At 70.5% G+C, this 21,732-nt stretch carries 18 protein-coding genes and 1 pseudogene; 11 read left to right on the forward strand and 8 right to left on the reverse strand.

The annotated features are described in order from the left end of the window. Nucleotides 1-38 precede the first annotated feature (38 nt). Entirely contained in the window at nt 39-959 is a 921-nt protein-coding gene (locus G5C60_RS17990; protein ID WP_165260413.1) for an NADP-dependent oxidoreductase, read from the reverse strand. Between the two features lie 184 nt (nt 960-1,143). Between G5C60_RS17990 and G5C60_RS17995 the strand changes: the two genes are divergently transcribed. From G5C60_RS17995 to G5C60_RS18015, 5 genes are read left to right on the forward strand one after another with little or no spacing between them, the layout of a single operon-like run. Next, nucleotides 1,144-1,749: a sulfite oxidase-like oxidoreductase gene (locus tag G5C60_RS17995; RefSeq protein WP_165260415.1), complete on the forward strand. Its 606-nt coding sequence runs from the start codon at nt 1,144-1,146 to the stop codon at nt 1,747-1,749. A 25-nt stretch (nt 1,750-1,774) separates the two neighbouring features. Continuing rightward, nucleotides 1,775-2,530: a ferredoxin reductase gene (locus G5C60_RS18000; protein ID WP_165260494.1), complete on the forward strand. Its 756-nt coding sequence runs from the start codon at nt 1,775-1,777 to the stop codon at nt 2,528-2,530. Nucleotides 2,531-2,585: 55 nt separating this feature from the next. Continuing rightward, nucleotides 2,586-3,446 (forward strand): ATP-binding cassette domain-containing protein, encoded by an 861-nt coding sequence (locus G5C60_RS18005; protein ID WP_165260417.1) that lies wholly within the window; start codon nt 2,586-2,588, stop codon nt 3,444-3,446. Further along, complete coding sequence (locus G5C60_RS18010) at nt 3,443-4,426, forward strand: iron-siderophore ABC transporter substrate-binding protein (RefSeq protein WP_165260419.1); 984 nt, start codon at nt 3,443-3,445, stop codon at nt 4,424-4,426. Before G5C60_RS18005 ends, G5C60_RS18010 begins: the two co-directional genes overlap by 4 nt. Nucleotides 4,427-4,430: 4 nt before the next feature. After that, nucleotides 4,431-6,503, forward strand: coding sequence for an iron ABC transporter permease (locus tag G5C60_RS18015; RefSeq protein ID WP_165260421.1), 2,073 nt, complete (start codon nt 4,431-4,433; stop codon nt 6,501-6,503). 9 nt (nt 6,504-6,512) lie between these two features. Here G5C60_RS18015 and G5C60_RS18020 read toward each other — a convergent pair whose 3' ends face one another. Beyond that, a complete protein-coding gene (locus G5C60_RS18020) occupies nt 6,513-7,400 on the reverse strand; it encodes a universal stress protein (RefSeq protein ID WP_165260423.1) in 888 nt (295 codons plus the stop codon). An 81-nt stretch (nt 7,401-7,481) separates the two neighbouring features. After that, nucleotides 7,482-9,857, reverse strand: a pseudogene (locus G5C60_RS18025) (phosphoketolase family protein); the annotation flags it as partial. 348 nt (nt 9,858-10,205) lie between these two features. Here G5C60_RS18025 and G5C60_RS18030 point away from each other — a divergent pair. From G5C60_RS18030 to G5C60_RS18045, 4 genes are all read left to right on the forward strand, one after another. Then, nucleotides 10,206-10,790, forward strand: a complete 585-nt coding sequence (locus tag G5C60_RS18030) for an Rv1733c family protein (RefSeq protein WP_165260427.1) — start codon at nt 10,206-10,208, stop codon at nt 10,788-10,790. Between the two features lie 116 nt (nt 10,791-10,906). Continuing rightward, nucleotides 10,907-11,872 carry an acetylxylan esterase gene (locus G5C60_RS18035; protein WP_165260429.1) on the forward strand — a complete coding sequence of 322 codons (966 nt, stop codon included), beginning with the start codon at nt 10,907-10,909 and terminating at the stop codon, nt 11,870-11,872. A 53-nt stretch (nt 11,873-11,925) separates the two neighbouring features. Further along, entirely contained in the window at nt 11,926-13,080 is a 1,155-nt protein-coding gene (locus tag G5C60_RS18040; protein WP_165260431.1) for a serine hydrolase domain-containing protein, read from the forward strand. Nucleotides 13,081-13,101: 21 nt separating this feature from the next. Continuing rightward, a complete protein-coding gene (locus G5C60_RS18045) occupies nt 13,102-14,004 on the forward strand; it encodes an aminoglycoside phosphotransferase family protein (protein ID WP_165260433.1) in 903 nt (300 codons plus the stop codon). Between the two features lie 39 nt (nt 14,005-14,043). On the opposite strand, the gene rox is transcribed toward G5C60_RS18045, so the two are convergent. Together rox and G5C60_RS18055 are read right to left on the reverse strand one after the other, a co-directional pair. Then, on the reverse strand, nt 14,044-15,588 hold the full coding sequence (gene rox, locus G5C60_RS18050) for a rifampin monooxygenase (RefSeq protein ID WP_165260435.1): 1,545 nt from the start codon (nt 15,586-15,588) through the stop codon (nt 14,044-14,046). A 227-nt stretch (nt 15,589-15,815) separates the two neighbouring features. Then, nucleotides 15,816-16,334 carry an AMIN-like domain-containing (lipo)protein gene (locus G5C60_RS18055; RefSeq protein WP_165260437.1) on the reverse strand — a complete coding sequence of 173 codons (519 nt, stop codon included), beginning with the start codon at nt 16,332-16,334 and terminating at the stop codon, nt 15,816-15,818. A gap of 151 nt (nt 16,335-16,485) precedes the next feature. Here G5C60_RS18055 and G5C60_RS18060 point away from each other — a divergent pair, with 151 nt between their 5' ends. Beyond that, nucleotides 16,486-17,325, forward strand: a complete 840-nt coding sequence (locus tag G5C60_RS18060; RefSeq protein ID WP_165260439.1) for a DUF6461 domain-containing protein — start codon at nt 16,486-16,488, stop codon at nt 17,323-17,325. A gap of 517 nt (nt 17,326-17,842) precedes the next feature. Here G5C60_RS18060 and G5C60_RS18065 read toward each other — a convergent pair. Both G5C60_RS18065 and G5C60_RS18070 read right to left on the reverse strand, forming a co-directional pair. After that, a complete protein-coding gene (locus tag G5C60_RS18065; protein WP_165260441.1) occupies nt 17,843-18,466 on the reverse strand; it encodes an NADPH-dependent F420 reductase in 624 nt (207 codons plus the stop codon). Nucleotides 18,467-18,621: 155 nt separating this feature from the next. After that, nucleotides 18,622-19,356: an SDR family oxidoreductase gene (locus G5C60_RS18070; protein WP_165260443.1), complete on the reverse strand. Its 735-nt coding sequence runs from the start codon at nt 19,354-19,356 to the stop codon at nt 18,622-18,624. Nucleotides 19,357-19,565: 209 nt separating this feature from the next. On the opposite strand from G5C60_RS18070, the gene G5C60_RS18075 reads away from it, so the two are divergent. Then, on the forward strand, nt 19,566-20,477 hold the full coding sequence (locus G5C60_RS18075; protein ID WP_165260445.1) for a LysR family transcriptional regulator: 912 nt from the start codon (nt 19,566-19,568) through the stop codon (nt 20,475-20,477). Nucleotides 20,478-20,690: 213 nt separating this feature from the next. Here the strand turns inward: G5C60_RS18075 and G5C60_RS18080 are convergent, their stop codons facing one another. Beyond that, nucleotides 20,691-21,674: a trypsin-like peptidase domain-containing protein gene (locus tag G5C60_RS18080; protein ID WP_165260447.1), complete on the reverse strand. Its 984-nt coding sequence runs from the start codon at nt 21,672-21,674 to the stop codon at nt 20,691-20,693. Nucleotides 21,675-21,732 lie beyond the last annotated feature (58 nt).

Below are 21,732 nucleotides of genomic sequence, written 5' to 3' on the forward strand. Positions count from 1 at the left end.
CCCCCGGCCCTACCGCCCACCCGGTCCCCTCGGTGTGCTCAGCCGACGACCTCGATGACGATCTTCCCGCGCGCATGGCCGTCCTCCACGGTGCGCAGCGCCTCCCCGGCCCTGGCCAACGGGAAGGTCCGGGTCACGAAGGGGTTCAACTTGCCGTCGACCACGAGTTGTGCGACCTCGTCGAGGATCGCGGAGTTGCGGGCCCGGGCGACGGGGGCGCCGCCGAGCCGGCCAACGATGTCCTTGCCGCCCGCGGTGATCAACTTCGTGCGGTCGGTGAGGAGTTCGGCCGCGGCTTCGAGGACGTCGCCGCCGATCAGGTCGTAGACGGCGTCCACACCGTCCGGGGCCGCGGCCCGCACGTCCGCCACGAAGTCCGGGCCCGAGGGCACGTGCACGGCCCCGAGCGACTCGACGAAGTCCTTCTTGCCCGCACTGGCCGTGCCGATGACCTTCACCCCGAAGGCGCGCGCGATCTGGACGGCGGCCACCCCCACGCCACCGCCCGCGCCCGTGATCAGCAGGGTCGCACCGGCCGGCAGGTCGAGCTGACGGATTCCGTCGTACGCCGTGGCCGCCGCGACCGGCAGGGCGGCCGCGTCCGTGAAGGAGATCTCCGCGGGCTTGTGCGCGGTGACCGCGACGGGCAGCAGGGAGTACTCGGCGTAGCCGCCGGCGACCGGGTTGCCGAAGACCGCGTCGCCGACCGCGAAGCCGGTGACGTCGTCGCCGACCTTCTCGACCACGCCGGCGGCCTCGTTGCCGAACACGGCGGGCAGTTCGCGCGCGGACTGGCCGGGGCGGGCGTAGCCGCTGCGCTGCTTCCAGTCGACGGGGTTCACACCCGCCGCCCGTACGGCGACCAGGAGTTGACCGGGACCGGGGCTCGGCCTGTCCTGGTCGACGAGGGCCTCGGTCTCCGGACCACCGAACCGCGTGAAGACGTACGCCTTGGGCATGTGCTGCCTCACTCTCCTCAACTGTCGCCATTCGGGGGCCAGCCGGGGCAGCCCGGCTCTAGCCTGCAAGGAAGATCGCCCGGCGGCTATTCCCCGTGCACGCGCCAGGTACCGTGGAACGCGTACGCGACGATCAAGGGCCGCCCTACCGACGGCGTACCGACGGCCTGGAGGCACCACCCGTATGCATGTCACGCGAGGCTTCACCGGACGTCCGCGCGTCCACAACGCCGGGCTGCCGCCCGGCCAGTACGACGCGGGTGACGACTGGCCGGTCCTGTCCGCCGAGGTCACGCCCGAACTGGCGGCCGCTGACTGGACGTTCACCGTCGACGGCCTGGTGGCCGAGCCGCGCACCTGGTCCTGGGACGAGGCGCACGCGCTGCCGGCGTCCGCGTACGAGGGCGACATCCATTGCGTGACGAGCTGGTCCAAGTTCGGAGTGCGCTTCGGGGGCGTGTCGGTGGACGCGTTCCTGGATCTCGTACGCCCCGCTCCGGAGGCGACGCACGCGGTCGCGTACGCGCACACCGGGTACACCACGAACCTGCCGCTGGCCGATCTGACCGGCGGGCGCGCGTGGATCGTCTGGGAGTACGGCGACGAGCCGCTGCCCGCGGAGCACGGTGGTCCGGCGCGGCTGCTCGTGCCGCACCTGTACTTCTGGAAGAGCGCCAAGTGGATCGCGGGCCTCAGGCTCCTCGACCATGACGAGCCGGGCTTCTGGGAGCAGAACGGCTACCACCACCGCGGCAACCCCTGGGAAGAGCAGCGCTACTCCGGTGACTGAGACTCCGCTGACCGACGGCCTTCACATGACCGGGACCTTCACGCCCCCGACCCGGTTCGCCGTGCCCGGCCGGATCGCGGTGGGCAACGACACGGCGACCACCTGGCAGCGCGCCACGCTCACCGAGATCCGCCGTGAGACTCCGCGCGCGGCCACCTTCCGGTTCGCAGTGCCGGGCTGGCGTGGCCATGTGCCCGGCCAGCATCTGATGCTGCGGCTCACGGCGGAGGACGGCTACACCGCCCAGCGGCACTATTCGATCGCGTCGCCGCCCGACGATGCCGGGCACATCGAGCTCACCCTCGACCATGTCGAGGGCGGCGAGGTGTCCGGCTGGTTCCACACGGTTGCCGAGCCCGGCGACGAGGTCGAGGTCCGCGGTCCGAACAGCGGTTTCTTCACCTGGACCGGGGACCGGCCCGCCCTGCTCGTCGGCGCGGGCTCCGGTGTCGTACCGCTGATGTCGATGGTCCGCCACCATCGCGCGCGCGGGCTGTCCGTACCGCTGCGTCTGCTCGTCTCGGCGCGCAGTCCCGAGGAGTTGATCTACGCGCGGGAGTACGGCACCGAGACCGTGCCCGTGTTCACGCGCAGTGCGCCTCCCGGCGTGCCCGTGGGCCGGCTGTCGGCCGCCCATGTGGCGGCGCTCCTCGCCGACCGGCCGGACGGCGGCTGGGAGGCCTATGTGTGCGGCTCCAACGGCTTCGCCGAGCATGCCTCGCGGCTCCTCGTCGACGCGGGTCAGCCGGTGGACCGTATCCGCATCGAGCGCTTCGGCTGACCGTGCTTCGTGCCGCCCTACCAGCCCTGGGTAAGGTTAGGCTAACCTTCGCGGCGTGAAAGCCGGTGAAGAGTCCTCCGCGGTCAGACGTCCCCGCGGGCATGAACTGTCGGCCACGGGTGTCACCGTGGCGTACGAAGACGTCGACGTCGTACACGACGCGTCGTTGACGCTACGGCCCGGCGAAGTGACCGTCCTGGTGGGCCCGAACGGCAGCGGGAAGTCGACGCTGCTGCGCACGATCGCGCGGCTGCAGCGGCCCAGGGCCGCCACGCTCACCATCGACGCCGACACCGACGGCATGGCCCTGACCTCCCGCGACTTCTCACGCCATGTCGCCCTGCTGACCCAAGGGCGCCCCACCCCCAGCGGGCTGACCGTGCGAGACGTCGTCGAGTTCGGCCGCTACCCGTACCGGGGGCGCTGGGGCAGGGCGGACCCGGACGGCACGGCCGCGGTGGACCGCGCGCTGGCCATGACGGGCGTCACGGAACTCGCCGAACGCGGCGCCGAGCACCTCTCCGGAGGGCAGCTCCAGCGCGTCTGGCTCGCCGGCTGCCTCGCTCAGGAGACCGGCGTGCTGCTCCTCGACGAGCCGACGACCTACCTCGACCTGCGGTACCAGGTCGAACTCCTCGACCTCGTCCGTGACTTGGCGGACGACCACGGGATCGCCGTCGGTGCCGTCCTGCACGACCTCGACCAGGCCGCGGCGATCGCCGACCGGATCGTGCTGCTCCGTGCCGGACGGATCACCGCCGACGGCCTCCCCGAGGCCGTACTGACGCCGGAGCGGCTGACCGACACCTACGGCATCCGCATCGAAGTCGACACCGACCCGCTCACAGGCCTGCTGCGCACCCGCGCGATCGGCCGGCATCACACGCGAAGCGAAAGGCTCAGTACCACCTCATGAGACGCCTCCTGATGACCGCGGCGGTCGCCACCGCCGCGGCGCTCACCCTGTCCGCCTGCGGGACGACCGAGCCCGCCGCCGACGCCGCCGACGCGAAGAAGACCTCCGAGCGCATCACCCTCACCGACGCCACGGGCGCGAAGGTCGAGCTCGACGGACCGGCCAAGAAGGTCGTCGCGACCGAATGGAACGAGGTGGAGAGTCTGATCTCGCTGGGCGTCGATCCCGTCGGCGTCGCCGACATCAAGGGCTACAACACCTGGGACACCGCCGTCCCGCTCAAGAACGAGCCCAAGGACATCGGCACGCGCGGCGAGCCGAGCATGGACACCATCGCCGCCCTGTCGCCGGACCTCATCGTCGCCAGCAGCGACCTGAAGCCCGCCGCCGTGAAGCAGCTGCGCAAGATAGCCCCGGTCATGGTGACGCAGTCGGCCGACACCGCCGACCCGATCGGTCGGATGACCGAGAACCTCGACCTGTTCGCGCAGGCAACCGGCACCACGCAGCAGGCCGAGAAGCTCAAGACACAGTTCGACACGAAGCTCGCCGAGGGCAAGAAGGCTCTCGCCGACGCCGGCATGGGCGGCGCGAAGTACGCCTTCGCCGACGGCTACCTCGTCTCCAACCAGGTCTCCATCCGGCCGTTCACCAGCGGCTCGCTCATCGGTGCGGTCAACGAGAAGATCGGCCTGAAGAACGCCTGGACGGTCAAGGGCGACGAGAACTACGGTCTCGGCGCCACCGACGTCGAGGGCCTCACCAAGCTCGGCGACGTGCAGTTCGCCTACATCGGCAACGACGGCGACAAGACGAGCACGCCGTTCAACGGAGTCCTGAAGAAGGACTCCGTGTGGACGTCCCTGCCGTTCGTGAAGAAGGGCAACGTCCACCGGCTGCCCGACGGCATCTGGATGTTCGGCGGTCCCGAGTCGATGGGCACGTACGTCGACGCCGTCGTCGACGCGCTGACGAAGTAACACCATGGCCGTCACCGCAACAACTCCCGCCACCCGTCCGTCGGCGGCCACGTCCCGGACCGGCGCGGTCGCGGTGACGGCGGCTCTGGTGCTCCTCGTCGCGGGCCTCGCGGTCGTCGACATCACGCAGGGCACCGCCGAGGTCGGCGCACCCGAGGTCTGGAAGGCGCTCACCGGCAGGGCCGACCCGGACGACGCGTCCGTCATCATCGCCTCGCGGCTGCCGAGGATGACGGCGGGGCTGCTCGTCGGCGCCGTGCTCGGCATGGCGGGCGCCGCCCTGCAGTCGGTCAGCCGCAACGTGCTCGCCTCGCCCGACACCCTCGCGGTGAACGCCGGCTCCTATCTGGCCCTCGGCCTTGTCGCCGTCACCGGCGTCTCGCTCCCGCTGTTCGCCTCCTCCGGCGTCGCGTTCGCCGGCGGCCTCGCGGCGGCGGCCGTCGTGCTCGGCCTTTCCGGCCTCGGTGCGGGCACCGTCCGGCTCGTTCTCGCCGGCAGTGCCCTCACCCTCGGCCTCCACGCCGTCACCGAGGGCCTGCTCCTGCTGTTCCCCCAGCAGACGGAGGGCCTCTACCAGTGGAACCAGGGCAGCATCTCCCAGAACGGGTTCGACGGCGTGCTGCAGATGGCCCCGATCGGCCTCGCCGGTCTCGTCGGGCTCCTGCTGCTCGCCCGCCGGGTCGACGCCCTGGCGCTCGGTGACGACGCCGCCCGCGGCCTCGGCGTGCCGGTCCGTGGCACCCGGGTAACGGGGGTCGTACTTGCGGCGCTGCTCTCCGCGGCGGCCGTCACACTCGCCGGGCCGATCGGCTTCGTCGGCCTGTGCGCGCCCGCCCTCGTCCGCCCCTTCGCCCGCAGGATCCGCGCGTTCTCACGGACGCGTACCAGCCTTCCGGTCGTGGGTCTTGCCGGTGCGGCGCTGGTACTCGGCTCGGACGTGCTGCTGCGCGCCGTCGTGCCCGCGGACGTCGCCGTCGCCGTTCCGACCGGCGTCGTCACCAGCCTCGTCGGCGCCGTCTTTCTGATCCTGATGGCCACGAGGGTCCGGGACACCGCAGGAGCAGCCGCGCAGGACCGGCTGCGCATCAGGAGCCGGGCCGTCTTCCTCACCACCACGGCCGTCCTGGTGGCCATGCTCGTCGGCGTGACGATCGCCGCCGTGCTGCTGGGCGACAGCAAGCTGTTGCTGGGTGATGTGGCGAACTGGGCACAGGGCCGGGCCGGCCTGACCATCACGTTCGTCCTGGACACCCGGGTGCCCCGGGTCCTCGCGGCGCTCCTCGCGGGTGCGGCCCTCGCGCTGGCCGGGACGCTCGTCCAGGCCGTGACCCGCAACCCACTCGCTGATCCCGGCATCCTGGGCGTTTCCGGCGGCGCCGCGCTCGGTGCCGTGCTCCTGGTGACGACGGTGCCCGCCGTCGGCTCGTGGGGCGTGGCCGGCGGCGCGTTCGCGGGCGCCGCGCTCAGTTCGGTCCTCGTGTTCGGGCTCGCCGCGCGAGGCGGGTTCCAGCAGAACCGGCTCGTCCTGGTCGGATTCGGCGTCGCCACCGGGACCGCCGCGCTGATCAGCCTGCTCATCATTCTCACCGACCCGTTCAACGCGACGATGGCCCTCACCTGGCTCTCCGGGTCCACCTACGGGCGCACCCTGCCGGACGTGGCACCGCTCGCGGCCGTGCTCACCGCGGCCTTGCTCGTCGCGGTCGTGCGGCGCACCGAGCTCGATCTCGTCTCGCTCGACGAGGACACCCCGAGGCTCCTGGGACTCGATCTGGCGCGGGGCCGCCTGGGCTTCCTCGTACTGAGCGTCCTGCTCAGCGCCACCGCCGTGGCAGCGGCGGGCACCATCGGTTTCGTCGGGCTCGTGGCACCCCATGCGGCCCGGGCCCTGGTGGGCCGGCAGCACGCCCGGGTCGTGCCGGTCGCCGTGCTCCTCGGTGCAGTGCTCGTCTGCACCGCCGACCTTGTCGGCCGTACCGTGATCGCGCCGGCTCAGCTCGGCGCCGGTCTGATGACCGCAGCGATCGGCACCCCGTACTTCCTCCATCTGCTCGTGCGCGGCCGCCAACGCCGATAGGACGCGGTTTCAGTCGTGCGGGACCACCGCGACCGGGCACGCGCAGTGGTGGATCACGAAGTGGGCCACACGGCCCAGGCGGGGTCCGGCCGTGTCGCGGCGGCCGATGACCAGCAGCCCGGCCCTGGTCGACGCCTTCAGCAGATGGTGTCCCGCGAAACCGTGCACCACCTGCTCCAGGACGGTCGTCTCCGGGAACTTGTGCCGCCACGGCTGCAGGATCACCGCCAGGGAGCGCCGGCCGACGTCCTCCTGCTCGGCCGTGTCGTCCCGCGTCCGGGCTCCGACGGTGTGGTCGCGCGACGGGGGCGGCGTCCAGGCGTGCACCACGTGCAGGGGTGCCGCGCGGACGGCTGCCGTGTCGAAGGCGTAACCGATGAGGCCGTCGGCGGGGTCCGCCAGGTCCAGGCCGAGGACCACCGGCAGGTACGGGGCTTCCGCCGGCGGTGTCTCCTCGTCGACGGGCACGCGTTCCTCTTCGGGGAGTTCGCCCGCGCGCACCAGAACCGCCGGGCGTGCGGCGCGGGAGGCGACGGCGAGCGCGACCGAGCCGACCAGGAAGCCGGCGAAGTCGCTGAAGCCGCGTGAGCCGAGGGCCAGGGCCTCCGACTCCGCCGCGGCGGCGAGCAGCGCCGGGATCGCGGGGGTCTCGGTGCGGCGGGCGATGATGTCCAGGGCCGGGTGGGCGTACGCGAGTTGGACGGCGACCCGGTCGAGCGTCGTACGGGAGAGCTCGCCGTCCGGGAGCTGTGCGAGCCCGGCGGGGTCGGCGCCCGCGTGCAGGAGGCGCAGCGCGAGGTGGCGGCGGTGAGCCTCGCGGGCCGCCCAGTCGGCGGCGTCCAGGCTGGCGCGGGAACCGTCGATGCCGACGGTGATGGCCCGGGTGTCCTTGCTCATGGCTCGTGCCCTTCCTCGTGCCCTTCCTCGTGCCTATTCGAGCTCATCGCTCCTGCCTCCGCAGATCCGCAGGCTCGGTGGTCAGCCGGCCCAGGCCCACTCGGCGACCTCCGGGAGGTCGGTGCCGTGCTCGCGGATCCAGGCGTGATGGCGGCTGCGGACGTCGGCCATGGCCTGCCGCACCGCCGCGGCGCGCACGGCGAGGCCGGGTACGCGGTCGATGACGTCCATGACGAGGCGGTAGCGGTCGAGGTCGTTGCGGACGACCATGTCGAAGGGCGTCGTGGTGGTGCCCGACTCCGTGTAGCCGCGCACATGGAGGTGGGGATGGCCCGCCCGGCGGTAGGCGAGGCGGTGGATCAGCCATGGGTAGCCGTGGTACGCGAAGATCACCGGTTTGTCGGTGGTGAACAGGGCGTCGTACTCGAAGTCGGCCATGCCGTGCGGGTGTTGGCCTTCGGGCAGCAGTCGCGTCATGTCGACGACGTTCACGACCCGGACGGCCAGCTCGGGCAGATGGGTGCGCAACAGCCCGGCCGCGGCGAGGACTTCCTGGGTAGGCACGTCGCCCGCGCAGGCGAGGACCACGTCCGGTTCACGCGAACCGTTCGCGGTGCCCGCCCACTCCCAGATTCCGGCGCCGCGGGCGCAGTGGGCACGGGCCTGGTCCAACGACAGCCAGTCGAAGCAGGGTTGCTTCCCGGCGACGATCACGTTCACGTAGTCGCGGCTGCTCAGGGCGTGGTCAGCCACGGACAGCAGGGTGTTGGCGTCCGGCGGCAGATAGACGCGTACGACCTCGGGACTCTTGTTGAGAACGTGGTCGACGAAGCCCGGGTCCTGGTGCGAGAAGCCGTTGTGGTCCTGCCGCCATACGTGCGAGGTCAGCAGGTAGTTGAGCGAGGCGATCGGGGCACGCCACGGCAGCTCCCGTGAGGTCTTCAGCCACTTGATGTGCTGGTTGACCATCGAGTCGACGATGTGCACGAACGCCTCGTACGAGGAGAACAGACCGTGCCGTCCGGTGAGCAGATAGCCCTCCAGCCAGCCCTGGCAGAGGTGTTCGGACAGCACCTCCAGTACGCGGCCGTCGCGGGCCAGGTGTTCGTCGGTGCCGGTGACCTCCGCCTGCCAGGCCTTGCCCGTCGCGGAGTAGAGGGCGCCCAGCCGGTTCGACTCGGTCTCGTCGGGCCCGACGACGCGGAAGTCGCGGCGCTCGGCCGTGTCGGCCATGACGCGGGCGAGCAGACCGCCGAGGACCCGGGTCGGCTCGTGCAGACTCGTGCCCGGTTTGTCCACGGGGACGGCGAAGTCCTCCAGGCGGGGCACGGGCAGGGAGCGCAGCAGCAGACCGCCGTTGGCGTGCGGGTTGGTGCCGAGACGGCGGGCGCCCTTGGGCACGCTTTCCAGGACGGGACCGGTGGGGCGGCCGTCGGCGTCAAAGAGCTCTTCAGGACGGTACGAGCGCAGCCAGGCCTCCAACTGCCGCAGGTGATCCGGGTTTTCGCGAACCCCGGCGAGCGGCACCTGGTGCGAGCGCCACGTTCCCTCGACCGGTACCCCGTCGACCTCGGCGGGCCCTGTCCAGCCCTTCGGGGTGCGCAGGACGATCACGGGCCACCGGGGGCGGCCGTTCTCCTTGCCGGTGCGGGCTTCGCGCTGGATGCGGGCGATGCGGTCCAGGGCCTGGTCCATCGCCTTCGCCATGTCCTGGTGGACGCGGCGGGGATCGTCGCCGGTCACGTGCAGCGGCTCGTGGCCGTAGCCGCGCAGGAGTTCGTCGAGCTCGGCCTGCGGGAGCCGGGCGAGCAGCGTGGGATTGGCGATCTTGTAGCCGTTGAGGTGCAGGATCGGCAGGACGGCGCCGTCGTGCACCGGATCGAGGAACTTGTTGGAGTGCCAGGAGGCGGCGAGCGGCCCGGTCTCCGCCTCGCCGTCGCCGATCACGCACGCCACCAGCAGGCCCGGGTTGTCGAAGGCCGCACCGTAGGCGTGCGCGAGCGAGTAACCGAGTTCGCCGCCCTCGTGGAGGGAGCCCGGCGTCTCCGGTGCGACATGGCTCGGCACGCCGCCAGGGAACGAGAACTGCCGGAAGAGCCGCTCCATGCCGGCGACGTCCCGCGTGATGTCCGGATAGGTCTGGGTGTAGCTGCCCTCCAGCCAGGAGTTGGCGAGCACGGCAGGCCCGCCGTGCCCCGGTCCCCAGACGCAGATCGCATCGAGGTCACGGTCCGTGATGACACGGTTGAGGTGGGTGTGCACCAGGTTGAGACCGGGAGCGGTGCCCCAGTGACCGAGGAGCCGCGGTTTGATGTGCTCGGGCGCGAGCGGCTCGGTCAGCAGCGGGTTGGCGAGCAGATAGATCTGGCCGGCGGCCAGGTAGTTGGCGGCGCGCCAGTGGGCGTCGAGCGCTGCTACGCGGTCCTTCGCCATGGGGGCTCCTGTTTCCTGCGGACGCCTTCGAGTGGCCGTTCCGAGTGGACGTTGCCGGCGGGTGTTCCGAGCGGGTGTTGACGTGGCTGTTTCCGTGCCGGTGCTGGTGCTGCGGTTTCTGTGCAGGTGGAACGCGGGTTCCACGCGGGGCGCGGATCAGTCGTGCGCCGACGGATCCAGGGTCGTGGGCCGGGGCGTCCGGCCGCGGGTGGCGCGCCGGGAGAGAGAGTCGCCGGAGTCGTTCGGCGTCGGCTGGGAACTCGGGTGGCGTACGACGGTGACCAGTCCATCCGGGAAAGGCGCCTCCGGGAAAGGTCCCTCCGGGGAACCGGACGGTGTCGGCCCGGACGCGAGTGGTGGGGAGGCGCGGGCATGGGCACGCGGGTGCGCGGCTGGCGGTGGCGGAGCAATCCGCTGCGCCGCCGCTCCGACGTGGTGGAGGCGTGGACGGCCCTGGTCGTCGCCGTCCTGCTGTGCGTCGGCGCCCCGGTGACCGGGCTCGTCACAGGCTGGCGGGCGTACGACGGGGCGCGGGACGCGGCGGTGGAACAGCGGGCGGAACGCCACCGGGTGCGCGCGGAGGTCACCGAGCAGGCGCCCGGCACGGTACCCAGTGCCCAGGGCGGCAAGCAGCCCAGCTACTGGGTCGCCGTGCGCTGGGCCGAGCCGGGCGAGCGGCCCCACACGGGCGAGGCCCGGGTTCCGGCCGGCACACGCCCCGGCGACCGCACCCATGTCTGGCTGGACGACGAGGGCCGGATCGTCGCCGCCCCGGCGGACAGCACCGCGATCTGGCAGCGCACGTTCGCAACGGGAGCCTGCGCCACCGGCGGCGCCGCCTCCGTCGTCCTGATCGCGCACTTCGTGGTACGCCGTGTCGCCCTCCGCCGCCGCTTGGCCGAATGGGAACGCGAGTGGGCCCGTACGGGACCCGAGTGGGGCCGACGCTGGGCCTGATGCTGGGCCTGACGGGGCTCCCTGGGCGGCGGAGAAGGGTCTGGCGGCCCGCCGACGGCACCCGTACGGTGTGATCACCCGCACCCGTGTCCGTGATCCCGTAAAGGCGGTCATTCATGGCCTTGTTCGACCTGCCCCTCGACCAGCTCCGGGGCTACCGCAGCGCGTCCGTCGAGCCCGAGGACTTCGACGCCTTCTGGGCCAAGACGCTTCAGGAGGCACGCGACCACGATCTGGGCGCCTCGTTCGAGCCGGTCGAGACGCACCTGAAGACCGTGAAGGTGTACGACGTCACGTTCGCCGGGTTCGGCGGTCACCCGGTGAAGGGCTGGCTGGTACTGCCCTCCTGGGCGAACACGCCGCTCCCCGCGGTCGTGCAGTTCGTCGGGTACGGCGGCGGGCGCGGTCTTCCGCATACGCATCTGCTGTGGGCGTCGGCGGGCTTCGCACACTTCGTGATGGACACCCGCGGCCAGGGCAGCGCGTGGGGAGGCGGCGAGACACCGGACCCGGTGGGCAGCGCGCCCGCGTATCCCGGTTTCATGACCCGTGGTGTCGAGGACCCCGAAAGCTACTACTACCGGCGGCTGTTCACCGATGCGGTACGGGCCGTGGAGGCGGCCCGCTCGCATCCGCTCGTCGACGCCTCGCGCACCGCGGCGGTCGGCTCGAGCCAGGGCGGCGGCATCACGATCGCGGTCGGCGGTCTCGTACCGGATCTGGCGGCGATCGCCCCGGACGTGCCGTTCCTGTGCGACTTCCCGCGCGCGACGACGCTGACGGACCGCGATCCGTACCGGGAGATCGGCAACTACCTCAAGACGCACCGCGGCCGCACCGAGCAGGTACAGCGCACGCTCTCCTACTTCGACGGCGTGCACTTCGCGGCACGCGGCCGGGCACCCGCCCTGTTCTCGGCGGCCCTGGAGGACCAGACCTGCCCGCCGTCGACGGTGTTCGCCGCCTTCAACGCGTGGCCCCAGGACGACAAGGCGATCGAGGTGTACGACTTCAACGACCACGAGGGCGGCGGCCCGTACCAGGAGGCGGCCCAACTGGCCTGGCTGCCCGGGCGTCTCTGAAGACCGGTCGACCGCTTCGTCTCTGTTCCTCGATCGAGTTGCTCGGAGGGCACATGTCCCAGGTTCAAGGCCACTGCGAGGCGCGCTTCGGGGCGGTGCGCACGGCGTTCGAGGAGAACTTCCGTGACCGGGGTGAACTGGGCGCGGCGGTGACCGTCACGCTCGACGGCGAGACCGTGGTGGACCTGTGGGGCGGCTGGGCGGACGCGGCGCGCACCCGCGCCTGGGAGCGGAACACGCTCGTCAACGTGTGGTCGACGTCGAAGGGTCCGACGGCGCTGTGCGCGCACATCCTGGCCGACCGGGGGCTGCTGGACTTCGACGCGCCGGTGGCCGCGTACTGGCCGGAGTTCGCGGCCGCGGGCAAGGAATCCGTGCTCGTACGGCATCTGCTGTCGCACCGGGCGGGCCTGTCCGGGCCGCGTGAGCCGCACTCGGTCGAGCAGTTCTACGACTGGGAGCTGACCACGAAGCGGCTGGCGGCGATGGAGCCGTGGTGGGAGCCGGGGACGGTGTCCGGGTACCACGCGATAACGTACGGCCACCTGGTCGGTGAAGTGGTGCGGCGTGTCTCGGGGTTGCGGCCGGGCGCGTTTCTGGAGCGGGAGGTGACCGGGCCGCTCGGCATCGACTTCACGATCGGGCTGCCGGAGAAGGAGGCCGGGCGTGCGGCAGAGCTGGTGCGTGCGCCGGCCGCGGCGGCGAGCGAACAGGCCGCGGTCTTCAGCCAGTTGACGCCCGCGGCACTGGCCGCCCTCGCCAATCCCCCGGTCGGCGCGACCGAGGCCAACACCCCGCAGTGGCGGGCCGCCGAGATCCCGGCCGCCAACGGTCACGGCACGGCACGCGCGGTCGCCGCGCTGTACGGGATCTTCGCGGGGCACGGGTCGTACGACTCGCATCGCATCCTTTCGCCGGAAGCCGCCGAGCGGGTCCGCGAGGGTCAGGGCGCCTGCCGGGACCTGGTGCTCGGCGCCGGCTTGGCGAGCGACACGGAGGCCGCGCTCGGCCTCTGGCTCAGCGGGCCGGGCGGCTCGTACGGCCCCAACCCGCGGGCTTTCGGACACGACGGCTTCGGCGGCTCCTGCGGTCTCGCCGATCCGGAGGCGGGCGTCTCCCTGGGCTATGTCATGAACCGCATGGGGCCGCACATCGCCGACGACCCGCGGAAGATGGCGCTCATAGACGCCCTGTACGCCGCCCTCTGAGAAGAAGCTGTGCCAGAACCCATGACGGTCTTTGACATCGAGATCACGGCAGACCTGGTCCACGACCTGCTGCAGGAGCAGCATCCGGACCTCGCCGGGCTGGCCATCCGTGAGGTGGCGGGCGGCTGGGGCAACCAAATGTGGCGCCTCGGGGACGAGTTGGCCGTGCGTATGCAGCGCATGGACCCCACCCCGGAGCTCCAGCTCAAGGAGCGGCGGTGGCTACCCGTGCTGGCCCCGCGCCTGCCGCTCCCGGTGCCGACCCCGGTGCGGTTCGGCGAACCGTCCGAGCGCTTCCCCAAGCACTGGACCGTGATGACGTGGGTGAACGGCGAGCCGCTGGACCACGGCTCGATCAGCCGCGGCGCCCACGCGGCCGACACACTGGCCGGCTTCCTCAGGGCGCTCCATGTGGAGGCGCCCGCCGAGGCGCCGATCAGCTCGGACTTCGGTGCTCACCCCAAGAAGTGCACGGACGGCTTCGACCACTTCTTTGAAGCCGTTGTCCCCGGCGGCATTGCCGACGAGGTCCGGGCCGTCTGGGACGATGCCGTTGCGGCCCCCGAGTGGGAGGGCCCGCCGGTGTGGGTGCACGGTGACCTGCATCCCGCGAACGTCGTCGTCTCGGACGGAACGCTCTCGGGCATCGTCGACTTCGGTGCCCTGTTCGCCGGCGATCCGGCGTGGGACCTTGCCGCCGCATGGGTGCTGCTACCCGCGGGCGCCGCCTCACGGTTCTTCGACATGTACGCGCGCGCGGACGAGGCGGCGATCCGGCGCGCCCGCGGGCTGGCCGCTATGAAGAGCCTCTTCCTGATGCTCATGGGCCAGAACGGAGACCGGGGCCTTCCCGGCGGCAAGCCGAACTGGGGACCCGCAGGCCGGGAAGCCCTCGATCGTGTTCTGAGAGTTGGTGTGCTGTAGATCCCCCTTGCGTGATGGCTCGGGTTAGCTCAGGCGAAATCAGTTGGCGGGCTTGCCGAACCAGCGGGAGAGGTGGTCGTCCAGGTCCTGCTGATCGTCGCCGATCCAGGCGACGTGGCCGTCGGGACGTAGCAGCAGGCACGGAACATCCAGTACCGCAGTGGGATCCGCGAGGTAATCGACCCGGTCCGACCAGCCGCCGACGGTCAGGCGTTCGGTGCGGTCAAGGAGCAGGCCGCGGCCGCGATGCAGCAGACCGTAGAGGTGGCCCTGTTTCACCTCGATGTCGCGCAGGCGGCGGCCGAGCAGGTCGGGGCCTTCGCCGAAGTCGTAGCGGATGCCGATCGCGGTGATCTTCTCGATGAGATAGCGGTTCACCTCGTCGAAGTCCATCAGTTCGGTGAGCAGTCTGCGCACGGCCTGCGGGCCCGGTTCGGTGGAGTGCAGTTCCATCTGGGCGCGGGTGTTGTCCAGTACGTCCTCGGCGACCGGATGGCGTTCGGCCTGGTAGGTGTCCAGCAGTGTTTTCGGCGCCCAGCCGCGGATCTGTGCGGCCAGTTTCCAGCCGAGGTTGAATGCGTCCTGAACGCCCAGGTTGAGGCCCTGTCCGCCGGTGGGCGGATGGATGTGTGCCGCATCGCCGGCCAGCAGCACCCGCCCGACCCGATAACGTTCGGCAAGCCGGGTGGCATCCCCGAAGCGGGACAACCAGCGCGGGGAGTGAACGCCGAAATCGGTTCCGGCGACGGTGCGCAGCTGTTGTTTGAAATCCTCGAGGGTGGGCGCTTCCGCGCTATCGCTGACTCCCGCGGCGGGGACGATGACGCTATAGACCCCTTTGCCGAAGGGCCGGAGCCAGAATCGCTGATGCGTCTCGCGGGTTTCGGTCACCTTGGCGGCGATCTCCTCCTGCGGCACACCCACTTCCATCTCGCCCATCAGCGTCTCGGTACGCGAGGGTTCGCCGGGGAAGCCGACGCCGAGCAGTTTGCGCACCGTACTGCGCCCGCCGTCACAGCCGACGAGATAGCGCGACCGTAGCTGTTGCCCGTCGGCCAGCTCGACGGTCACACCCTCGTCGTCCTGCTCGAAAGCGGCCACCGCACAACCGCGCCGGACCTGCGCACCCAGTTGGATCGCATGCTGTTCGAGCAGGTGAACGATGACCGGCTGCGCGATGCCCAGCAGATAGGCGTACGCGGAATCCAGGCCCTCGGGCGCGGGTTTGGGGATGGCGGCGAAGAATCCGGCGGCCGGACGCTGTCTTCCGTGTTCGAGAATGCGGTCCAGCAGTCCGCGCATGGCCATCAGCTCGAGACTGCGAATATGCAGACCGACAATGCGGACGAACGACACGGGCTCGGTTTCCTTCTCCAGAACGAGTACCCGCACATCGTGCAGCCGTAGTTCGGCGGCCAGCATCGCACCGGTCGGCCCGCACCCGGCAATGATCACGTCGAACATGAGGGGCGCGCGATCGGCGCCGGAGGCCGACGACCGGAGTCCGGGGACGTCGCCCACGGTGAAGCCGGGCTCGACCGTACTGTTCGACGACGGCTCGGCGGTGAACTGCGGAGAGTGCATAGGAGTTGCCTTTCGGGAGTGCCTTGTCGGCAAGGCACTCCCGGCGACACCTACGTCAATCGCCCGACCGTGACGGGAAGGGGAGCACCCACATCGATACAGCGTTCATGGGTCTCACCTCCTCGGGCGGTGTCGCGGTCCGCTGCAAGCTACAAGCCCGGGCATCACCCCGTCCATTTCTTTCCCAGCCACGGGACTCCGTCGCCCGGCCGGCCGTACAGGAGCGGTCAGGCACACCGGTTGGCGTGCCGGATGTCGAGGACGAAGCGCTCCGGTGAGTGCAGCTTGAAGGTGTTGTACACGGGCTTGGTGTGGGAAGCGGCCCCGAAGGTGACCACACCCTCGAAGTCGCCGGTCAGGGCGAGGCCCTTGAGCTTGGGCAGGTGGATCTTCACCAGTCGTGGCCCCCGGTACACCGACTGGCCTGCCTCGTTGTGCGCGGCGGCGGGAGAGAGCTTGATCTCCAGGAAGTGCTTCCCTGCGAGCGGGACCTTCGCCCCGGTGCCGTCGTAACGCAGTTCCCCGACCGGCTTCACGGTGACCGGGGGCATGGTGCCCCGGACGTCGATGACGATCCGGTCGAAGGAGCAGTGCCCGCCCCAGCGGGCGTTGACGACGAGTGCGGTTGCGGGAGCCCGCCGGGATGCCTCGGCCTGCGTGGCAGCGGAGGCGGGAATCGTGGTGCCGACGGCGGCGGTGAGAAGGATGCCTGCGGCGACGGCCGCCCGGCGCGGATGGTGTTGCATGACGCCCCCCGTTTCTCCTGGTAAGGGGAAGTTATCTCATTATGTGAGACATCCGGCCGGGCCATTCGGTTGCAAGAGCTCGTAACACGATCATGTTGTAAGAACCGGCTTGTACCGGACGTTGTCAGAGGCATCAGGCACACTGCGCCGTATGAGCTTGGTGACCGCGCACGACTACGCCTGGATCCGCACCTCGCCGCTGTTCCGCCACATGATGGGCGGATACACCCTGACACTGATACGGGGGCGCAGCCCGCGCGAGGTACTGCGCGCGATGGAGGCGGAACCGCGCGGCGCCGGGGAGGGGACGGCCGGGCTGATCGAGGCGGACGACGCGCACCGCGCCGAGGTGGATGACGACCACTGGGACGAGTCCTACGTCGCGGGCGCCTTCAGCGCTCCGGGCGAGCACGGCGCCTGGACACTCGTCCTCGGCTTCGACGGCGGCCTGGGGATCGCGGCGCCGTGTGTGGAGACGCTGTCGAGGGGCGGCCGGGTCGTGGCGCACTCGACCAACGGCGGCAAGCCCATCCACCTCTTCCACTGGTTCGAGGACGGTGAGCTCCGTACGACGTTCGAGGGCCCCTCGTCGCGCGACGGCACCACCCCCGATGAACTGGTCCCCCTGCTGCGGGAGGTCGGCTTCCCTCTGACCTCCAAGGGAGAGCACGACGAGAGCGCCCCGGAGGTCGACCGGAAGGCGGCGGTCCTCGCTGTGGCCGAGAGACTCACCGGCATACGCGTCACCGAATCCCTCCTCCAGGACGCTACGTACGAGCTGGGACTCGTCCCCGAACAGCCCGCCGAGGACTGGACCAGCGTGGTCATCGACATCACCGATGCCCACGGGGAGCGCCTGCACAGGGAATGGACCTACGAGGAGATCGCGACGGCGTCGGACCGCGCACGGGCGGAGGCAAACGCGCCGGTCGTGATCACCTACAACGAGCCGCCGGCCATGGATCGTCCGGAGCACGAGACAGGTGAGTAGCGAGCGAGCGCGTGGAGGGTGCCCCGGCGTTTTCCGGCCCACGGTGTCCGGTGCCGACCGACCTGGGTGTGGCGGCCAGCACCGAAGCCGGAAGCGCCACGGCGCTCCTCGCGGCAGGGCTGACCCGCGGATCTCTCCCGCCCTTGCCCTGCCGTCCCACTCGCGGTCCGGGCCGTCCGAACATGACGCGCTCATAGAGCGATTGGCCGTGGGCTGCCGTTCCGGCACCCCGACCTCACCAGGGCGGGACCGGGGAGCCGGCGGCATCCAACCCGTAACGCAGCACATCCGTCCAGCCGGTATCGCCATGCCGGAGGCCATTTCCCGCCAACGAGCCAGTTCGGTCAGCGCGTTGACGTCGCCCTTCGCAGCGGCTTCGTGGGCCACTTTCTCGGCCCCTTTCGGCGTCACCGTCGTCCTCGCGCCACCGCAAGGCCGCAGCACCCGCCGCACCGGCCGCCCGAACCATTGTCAGGGCGCACGGCGCCCTGTTCGCCGACTGCTCGGCCCCGGGGGCTCAGCCGGTAAATTCGTTAACGCCGAGGGCGAAGTTCCAGTGGCCAACCCCGTTGCCGGCGAGGCCCACCGTGACCACGCCCATTCCTTCCAGCCAGTGCGCCATTTTGAGGCCGCCGACGTCCAGCGGGCGCAGCCCGAGGCTCTCGATGAATGCCGCCACGCCCGCCTTGGCCTGCGCATTGTCGCCGGCGATGAAGACGTTGGGCCGGCCCTTTTCCAGGACATCACGGAAGATGGTGTTGAAGGCCTTCACCACGCTGGCGCCGGCCGGGGCCACCTTGGCGACTTCCTGCGCGATCGAGGTCTCCTCGCTGTGGGCCAGTCCGTCGAACGTGGCGTTGAAGGGGTTGCTGATGTCGACGATGACCTTGCCCGCGAGGGCGTCTCCGTACTCGGTGACGACCGGAACGACACCGTCGTACAACAGGGCCGTGATGACGATGTCCCCGGCCGGGACGGCGCCCCACTTGCCCGTCGTCGCGCCGCCGCCCAGAGTCTTGGCCAGGTCATCGGCCTTGGACTGATCGCGTCCCATGACCTCGACGGTGTTGCCGCCCGCCACCGCGAGCGTGCCGATGGTACGGGCCATGTTCCCCGTACCGATGAGGGTGATGCTGCCCATGAGGTGTGCTCTCTTCCTGTTCTCGAGGTGTCGCTCTGTCTCGTTCGTGCCGGGTCAGGCGCAGGGCGTCGACCGCGACGTTTCTGGGCCAACTGCCGCGCCTTTCCCGGTACCTCCGGCTCGTCAGCACGCGCATTCGGCGCCCGCGCAACACTTCAGATGGCGGTGGTGCCGCCGTCGGAGACCAGTTCCAGGCCGTTGACGTAACTGGAGTCGTCGGAGGCGAGGAACAGGGCGACGGTGGCGATTTCTTCGGGGCGGCCCATCTTTCCGCGGGGGATGAGGGACTCGAATGCGGCCTTGGTCGCCTCGTCGAACAGTTCTTCCTGCTTGGCGGTGGCGACCTGGCCGGGGGTCAGGACGTTGACCCGGATCTTGCGGTCACGCAGTTCGTTGAGCCAGACGCGGGCCCAGGCCTGCTGGACGGCTTTGCTTCCCGCGTAGAGGCTCCAGCCGGGGAAGGCGCCGAGGGAGGCGTTGGATCCGGTCATGAAGATCGAGCCGTTGTCGTTGATCAGCGGCAGTGCCTTCTGCACGGTGAACAGGGTGCCGCGCGCGTTGAGCCAGAAGGCGCGGTGGAAGTGCTCCTCGGTGATCTCGCCGAGGACGGCGGCTTCGCCCATCCCGGCGCTGGCCCACAGCACGTCGATCGAGCCCTTTTCCCGCTTGACGGTGTCGTACAAACGGTCCAGGTCGTCCAGTTCGGCCGCATCACCCTGGACGGCGGTGACGTTGCGGCCGATCAGCTTGACGGCGTCGTTCAGTGCTTCCTGCCGCCGGGCCTGGATGAAGACGTGCGCTCCTTCCTCGACGAACAGTTTGGCGCCGGCCAGTGCCATGCCGGTGGATCCGCCGGTGATCACCGCTACCTTGCCATCGAGCTTTCCCACGATCACTCCGTTGAATTGATGGGTATCGGAAACACTGTGCGCATTCTGGGCCTGGGCCCTGCTGTCAAGTTCCGATGTCGAATTCTTTGTGCCGAATTCGCTTCGGCCCCAATAGGTACCTATTCAGGCTGCCATTGGCCTGAGTGGGTGTCCAAGACCTCTTTTAGCCGCGGTGATACCCTGAAGGCATCACCGGACTGGGAGACGCCATGGATCTGGACCTGCGCAAATTGCGTTACTTCGCCGCCGTGGCCGACCAGTTGCACTTCGGCCGCGCCGCCGAGGAGCTGCATATCGCGCAGCCGGTGCTCAGCCGGCAGATCCGCGCGCTCGAGCACGATCTCGGCGCCTCACTGTTCACCAGGGACCGCCACGGCGTAGCGCTGACAGACGCGGGCCGACAACTGCTGGCCGACGCCGGTCCGCTGCTCGCCTCCGCGCACGCGGTCCGCCGCCGGGTGTCCGTGGCCGCCCGTGGCAGCCGGCGGCTGATGGTCGGTTTCCGGGCCGGCATCCCGGTCATCCCGGCGGCGCGGGCGTTCGAGGCCCGGCACCCGGACGTGATCGTGGACGTGCAGCGGATCGAAGGGGACGACCAGGCCCCGATGCTGCTCGACGGCCGCATCGACGTCGGCTATGTGCGGCTGCCCATCGACGAGGCCGGCCTGCGCGTCACCCCGCTGTACACCGAGCCGCGGGTGGCGGTGCTGCCCGCCGGCCACCGGTTGGCCGGCAAGGATCAGGTCACCGAGGCCGACCTGGCCGGCGAACGGCTGGTCTGGCATGCCGACCCGGGCACGCAGCCCACCAGGCGCCCGCACCCCAACGCCGGGTACCTGGTGCGCGGGGTGGACGAGACGCTCGAGCATGTCGCGGCCGGCCGGGGCATCTCGTTCCTGGCCCGTTCGGCATCCGTGTTCTACGCACATCCGGACGTCGTCTATGTGCCCATCCCGGATCTGGCGCCCGACCAGGTGTGCCTCGCGGCGGCGGCATCGCGCACCTCGCCGGTGGTCGATGACTTCTTCACCGCGGCTCAGGCGACGGCCGAGATCACGGCAGAATGTGGGAACCATGAAATGTGGCAGCTTGGAAGCGATGCCGTTTCAAAACGCGGTTGAGCAGTCCGACTGACAACACCACGGCCAAAGAGGCACGCGGCCACAGCAATGGCGAAGGCATTGAGCCCGGGGCGGAGGCGATGTTGACGCACAGTGAGAATCGACATCGTCGCGCGGCCGCTTCCAGGATGACGAAAATCACGATCTCGTTGAAGTCGTCAAATCGCCCGTATCAGGATTCAACGCCTTTTCCGACCGTGGCCGCCGCCCGTGTCAGTCGTCCACGGCCAGCTCTGCCGGCGTGGCGATGACGTCCACGAGGGCGTCGCCGCGCAGCGCGGTCAGTGCGAGCGGCTGCCCTATGGCGTCCTCGAGCATCAGCCGCTGCAGCGCCTGCGCGCTGGTCACCGGCTCGTCATGGGCGGTGAGCAGCAGGTCACCGGTCCGCAGCCCGGCGCGGGCGGCGGGCGAGGCGGGCACGACCTCGACGATGCGCAGGCCGGTGCGCTGACCGGTCCGCGCCCGAAGCGGCGGCGGCAGTGGCGCGGGCGTGCCGGCGAGGCCGAGATAGGCGCGGCGGACCCGCCCGTCGGAGAGCAGGGCGGCGACGATCTGCCGGCTGGTGTCGTTCATCGGGATCGCGAGGCCGAGGCCGATCTCGGCGATGGCGGTGTTGATGCCGACGACGCTGCCGTCGGCGGTGGCGAGCGCCCCGCCCGAGCTGCCGGGGTAGAGGGCGGCATCGGTCTGTACGACGTCGTCGATGATGCGGGTCGCGGTGCCGGTGCTGGCCGGCAGCGAACGGCCCAGGGCGCTGACCACGCCCGCGGTGACGCTGCCGGCCAGCCCGAGCGGGTTGCCGACCGCGACCACCAGCTGGCCGACGCGCAGCGCGTTGGCCTCCCCGAGCCGGGCCGGGGGCGGGGTCGGTCCGTCGGCGCGGACCACCGCGAGGTCGGACAGCGGGTCGGCACCGATGACGTGGAAGGGGGTGGTCGTGCCGTCGGCGAAGGACGCCGTGCCGGCGTCGGAGTGCCCGACGACATGGGCGTTGGTGAGCAGGAAGCCGTCGTCGGTGAACACCACCGCGGAGCCGGTACCCATCACGAATCGACCTCTGTAGCGCCGGTGCGCCACGTTCAGGGCCGCCACCTTCGGAGTGAGCTCGGCGGCGACCGAGACGACGATCTGGGAGTACGAGTCGAGCGCGGCCTGCTCCTTGCCGGAGCGGTCGGGCTCGGAGACTGTCTCGGCCACGAGGTCGACCTTCCCGCTTGCCCAAAGCTTGGATTACATGCTTACACCCTTACACCGC

The organism is Streptomyces scabichelini, assembly GCF_011045015.1.
In the GTDB taxonomy this organism is placed as follows: Bacteria; Actinomycetota; Actinomycetes; order Streptomycetales; family Streptomycetaceae; genus Streptomyces; species Streptomyces scabichelini.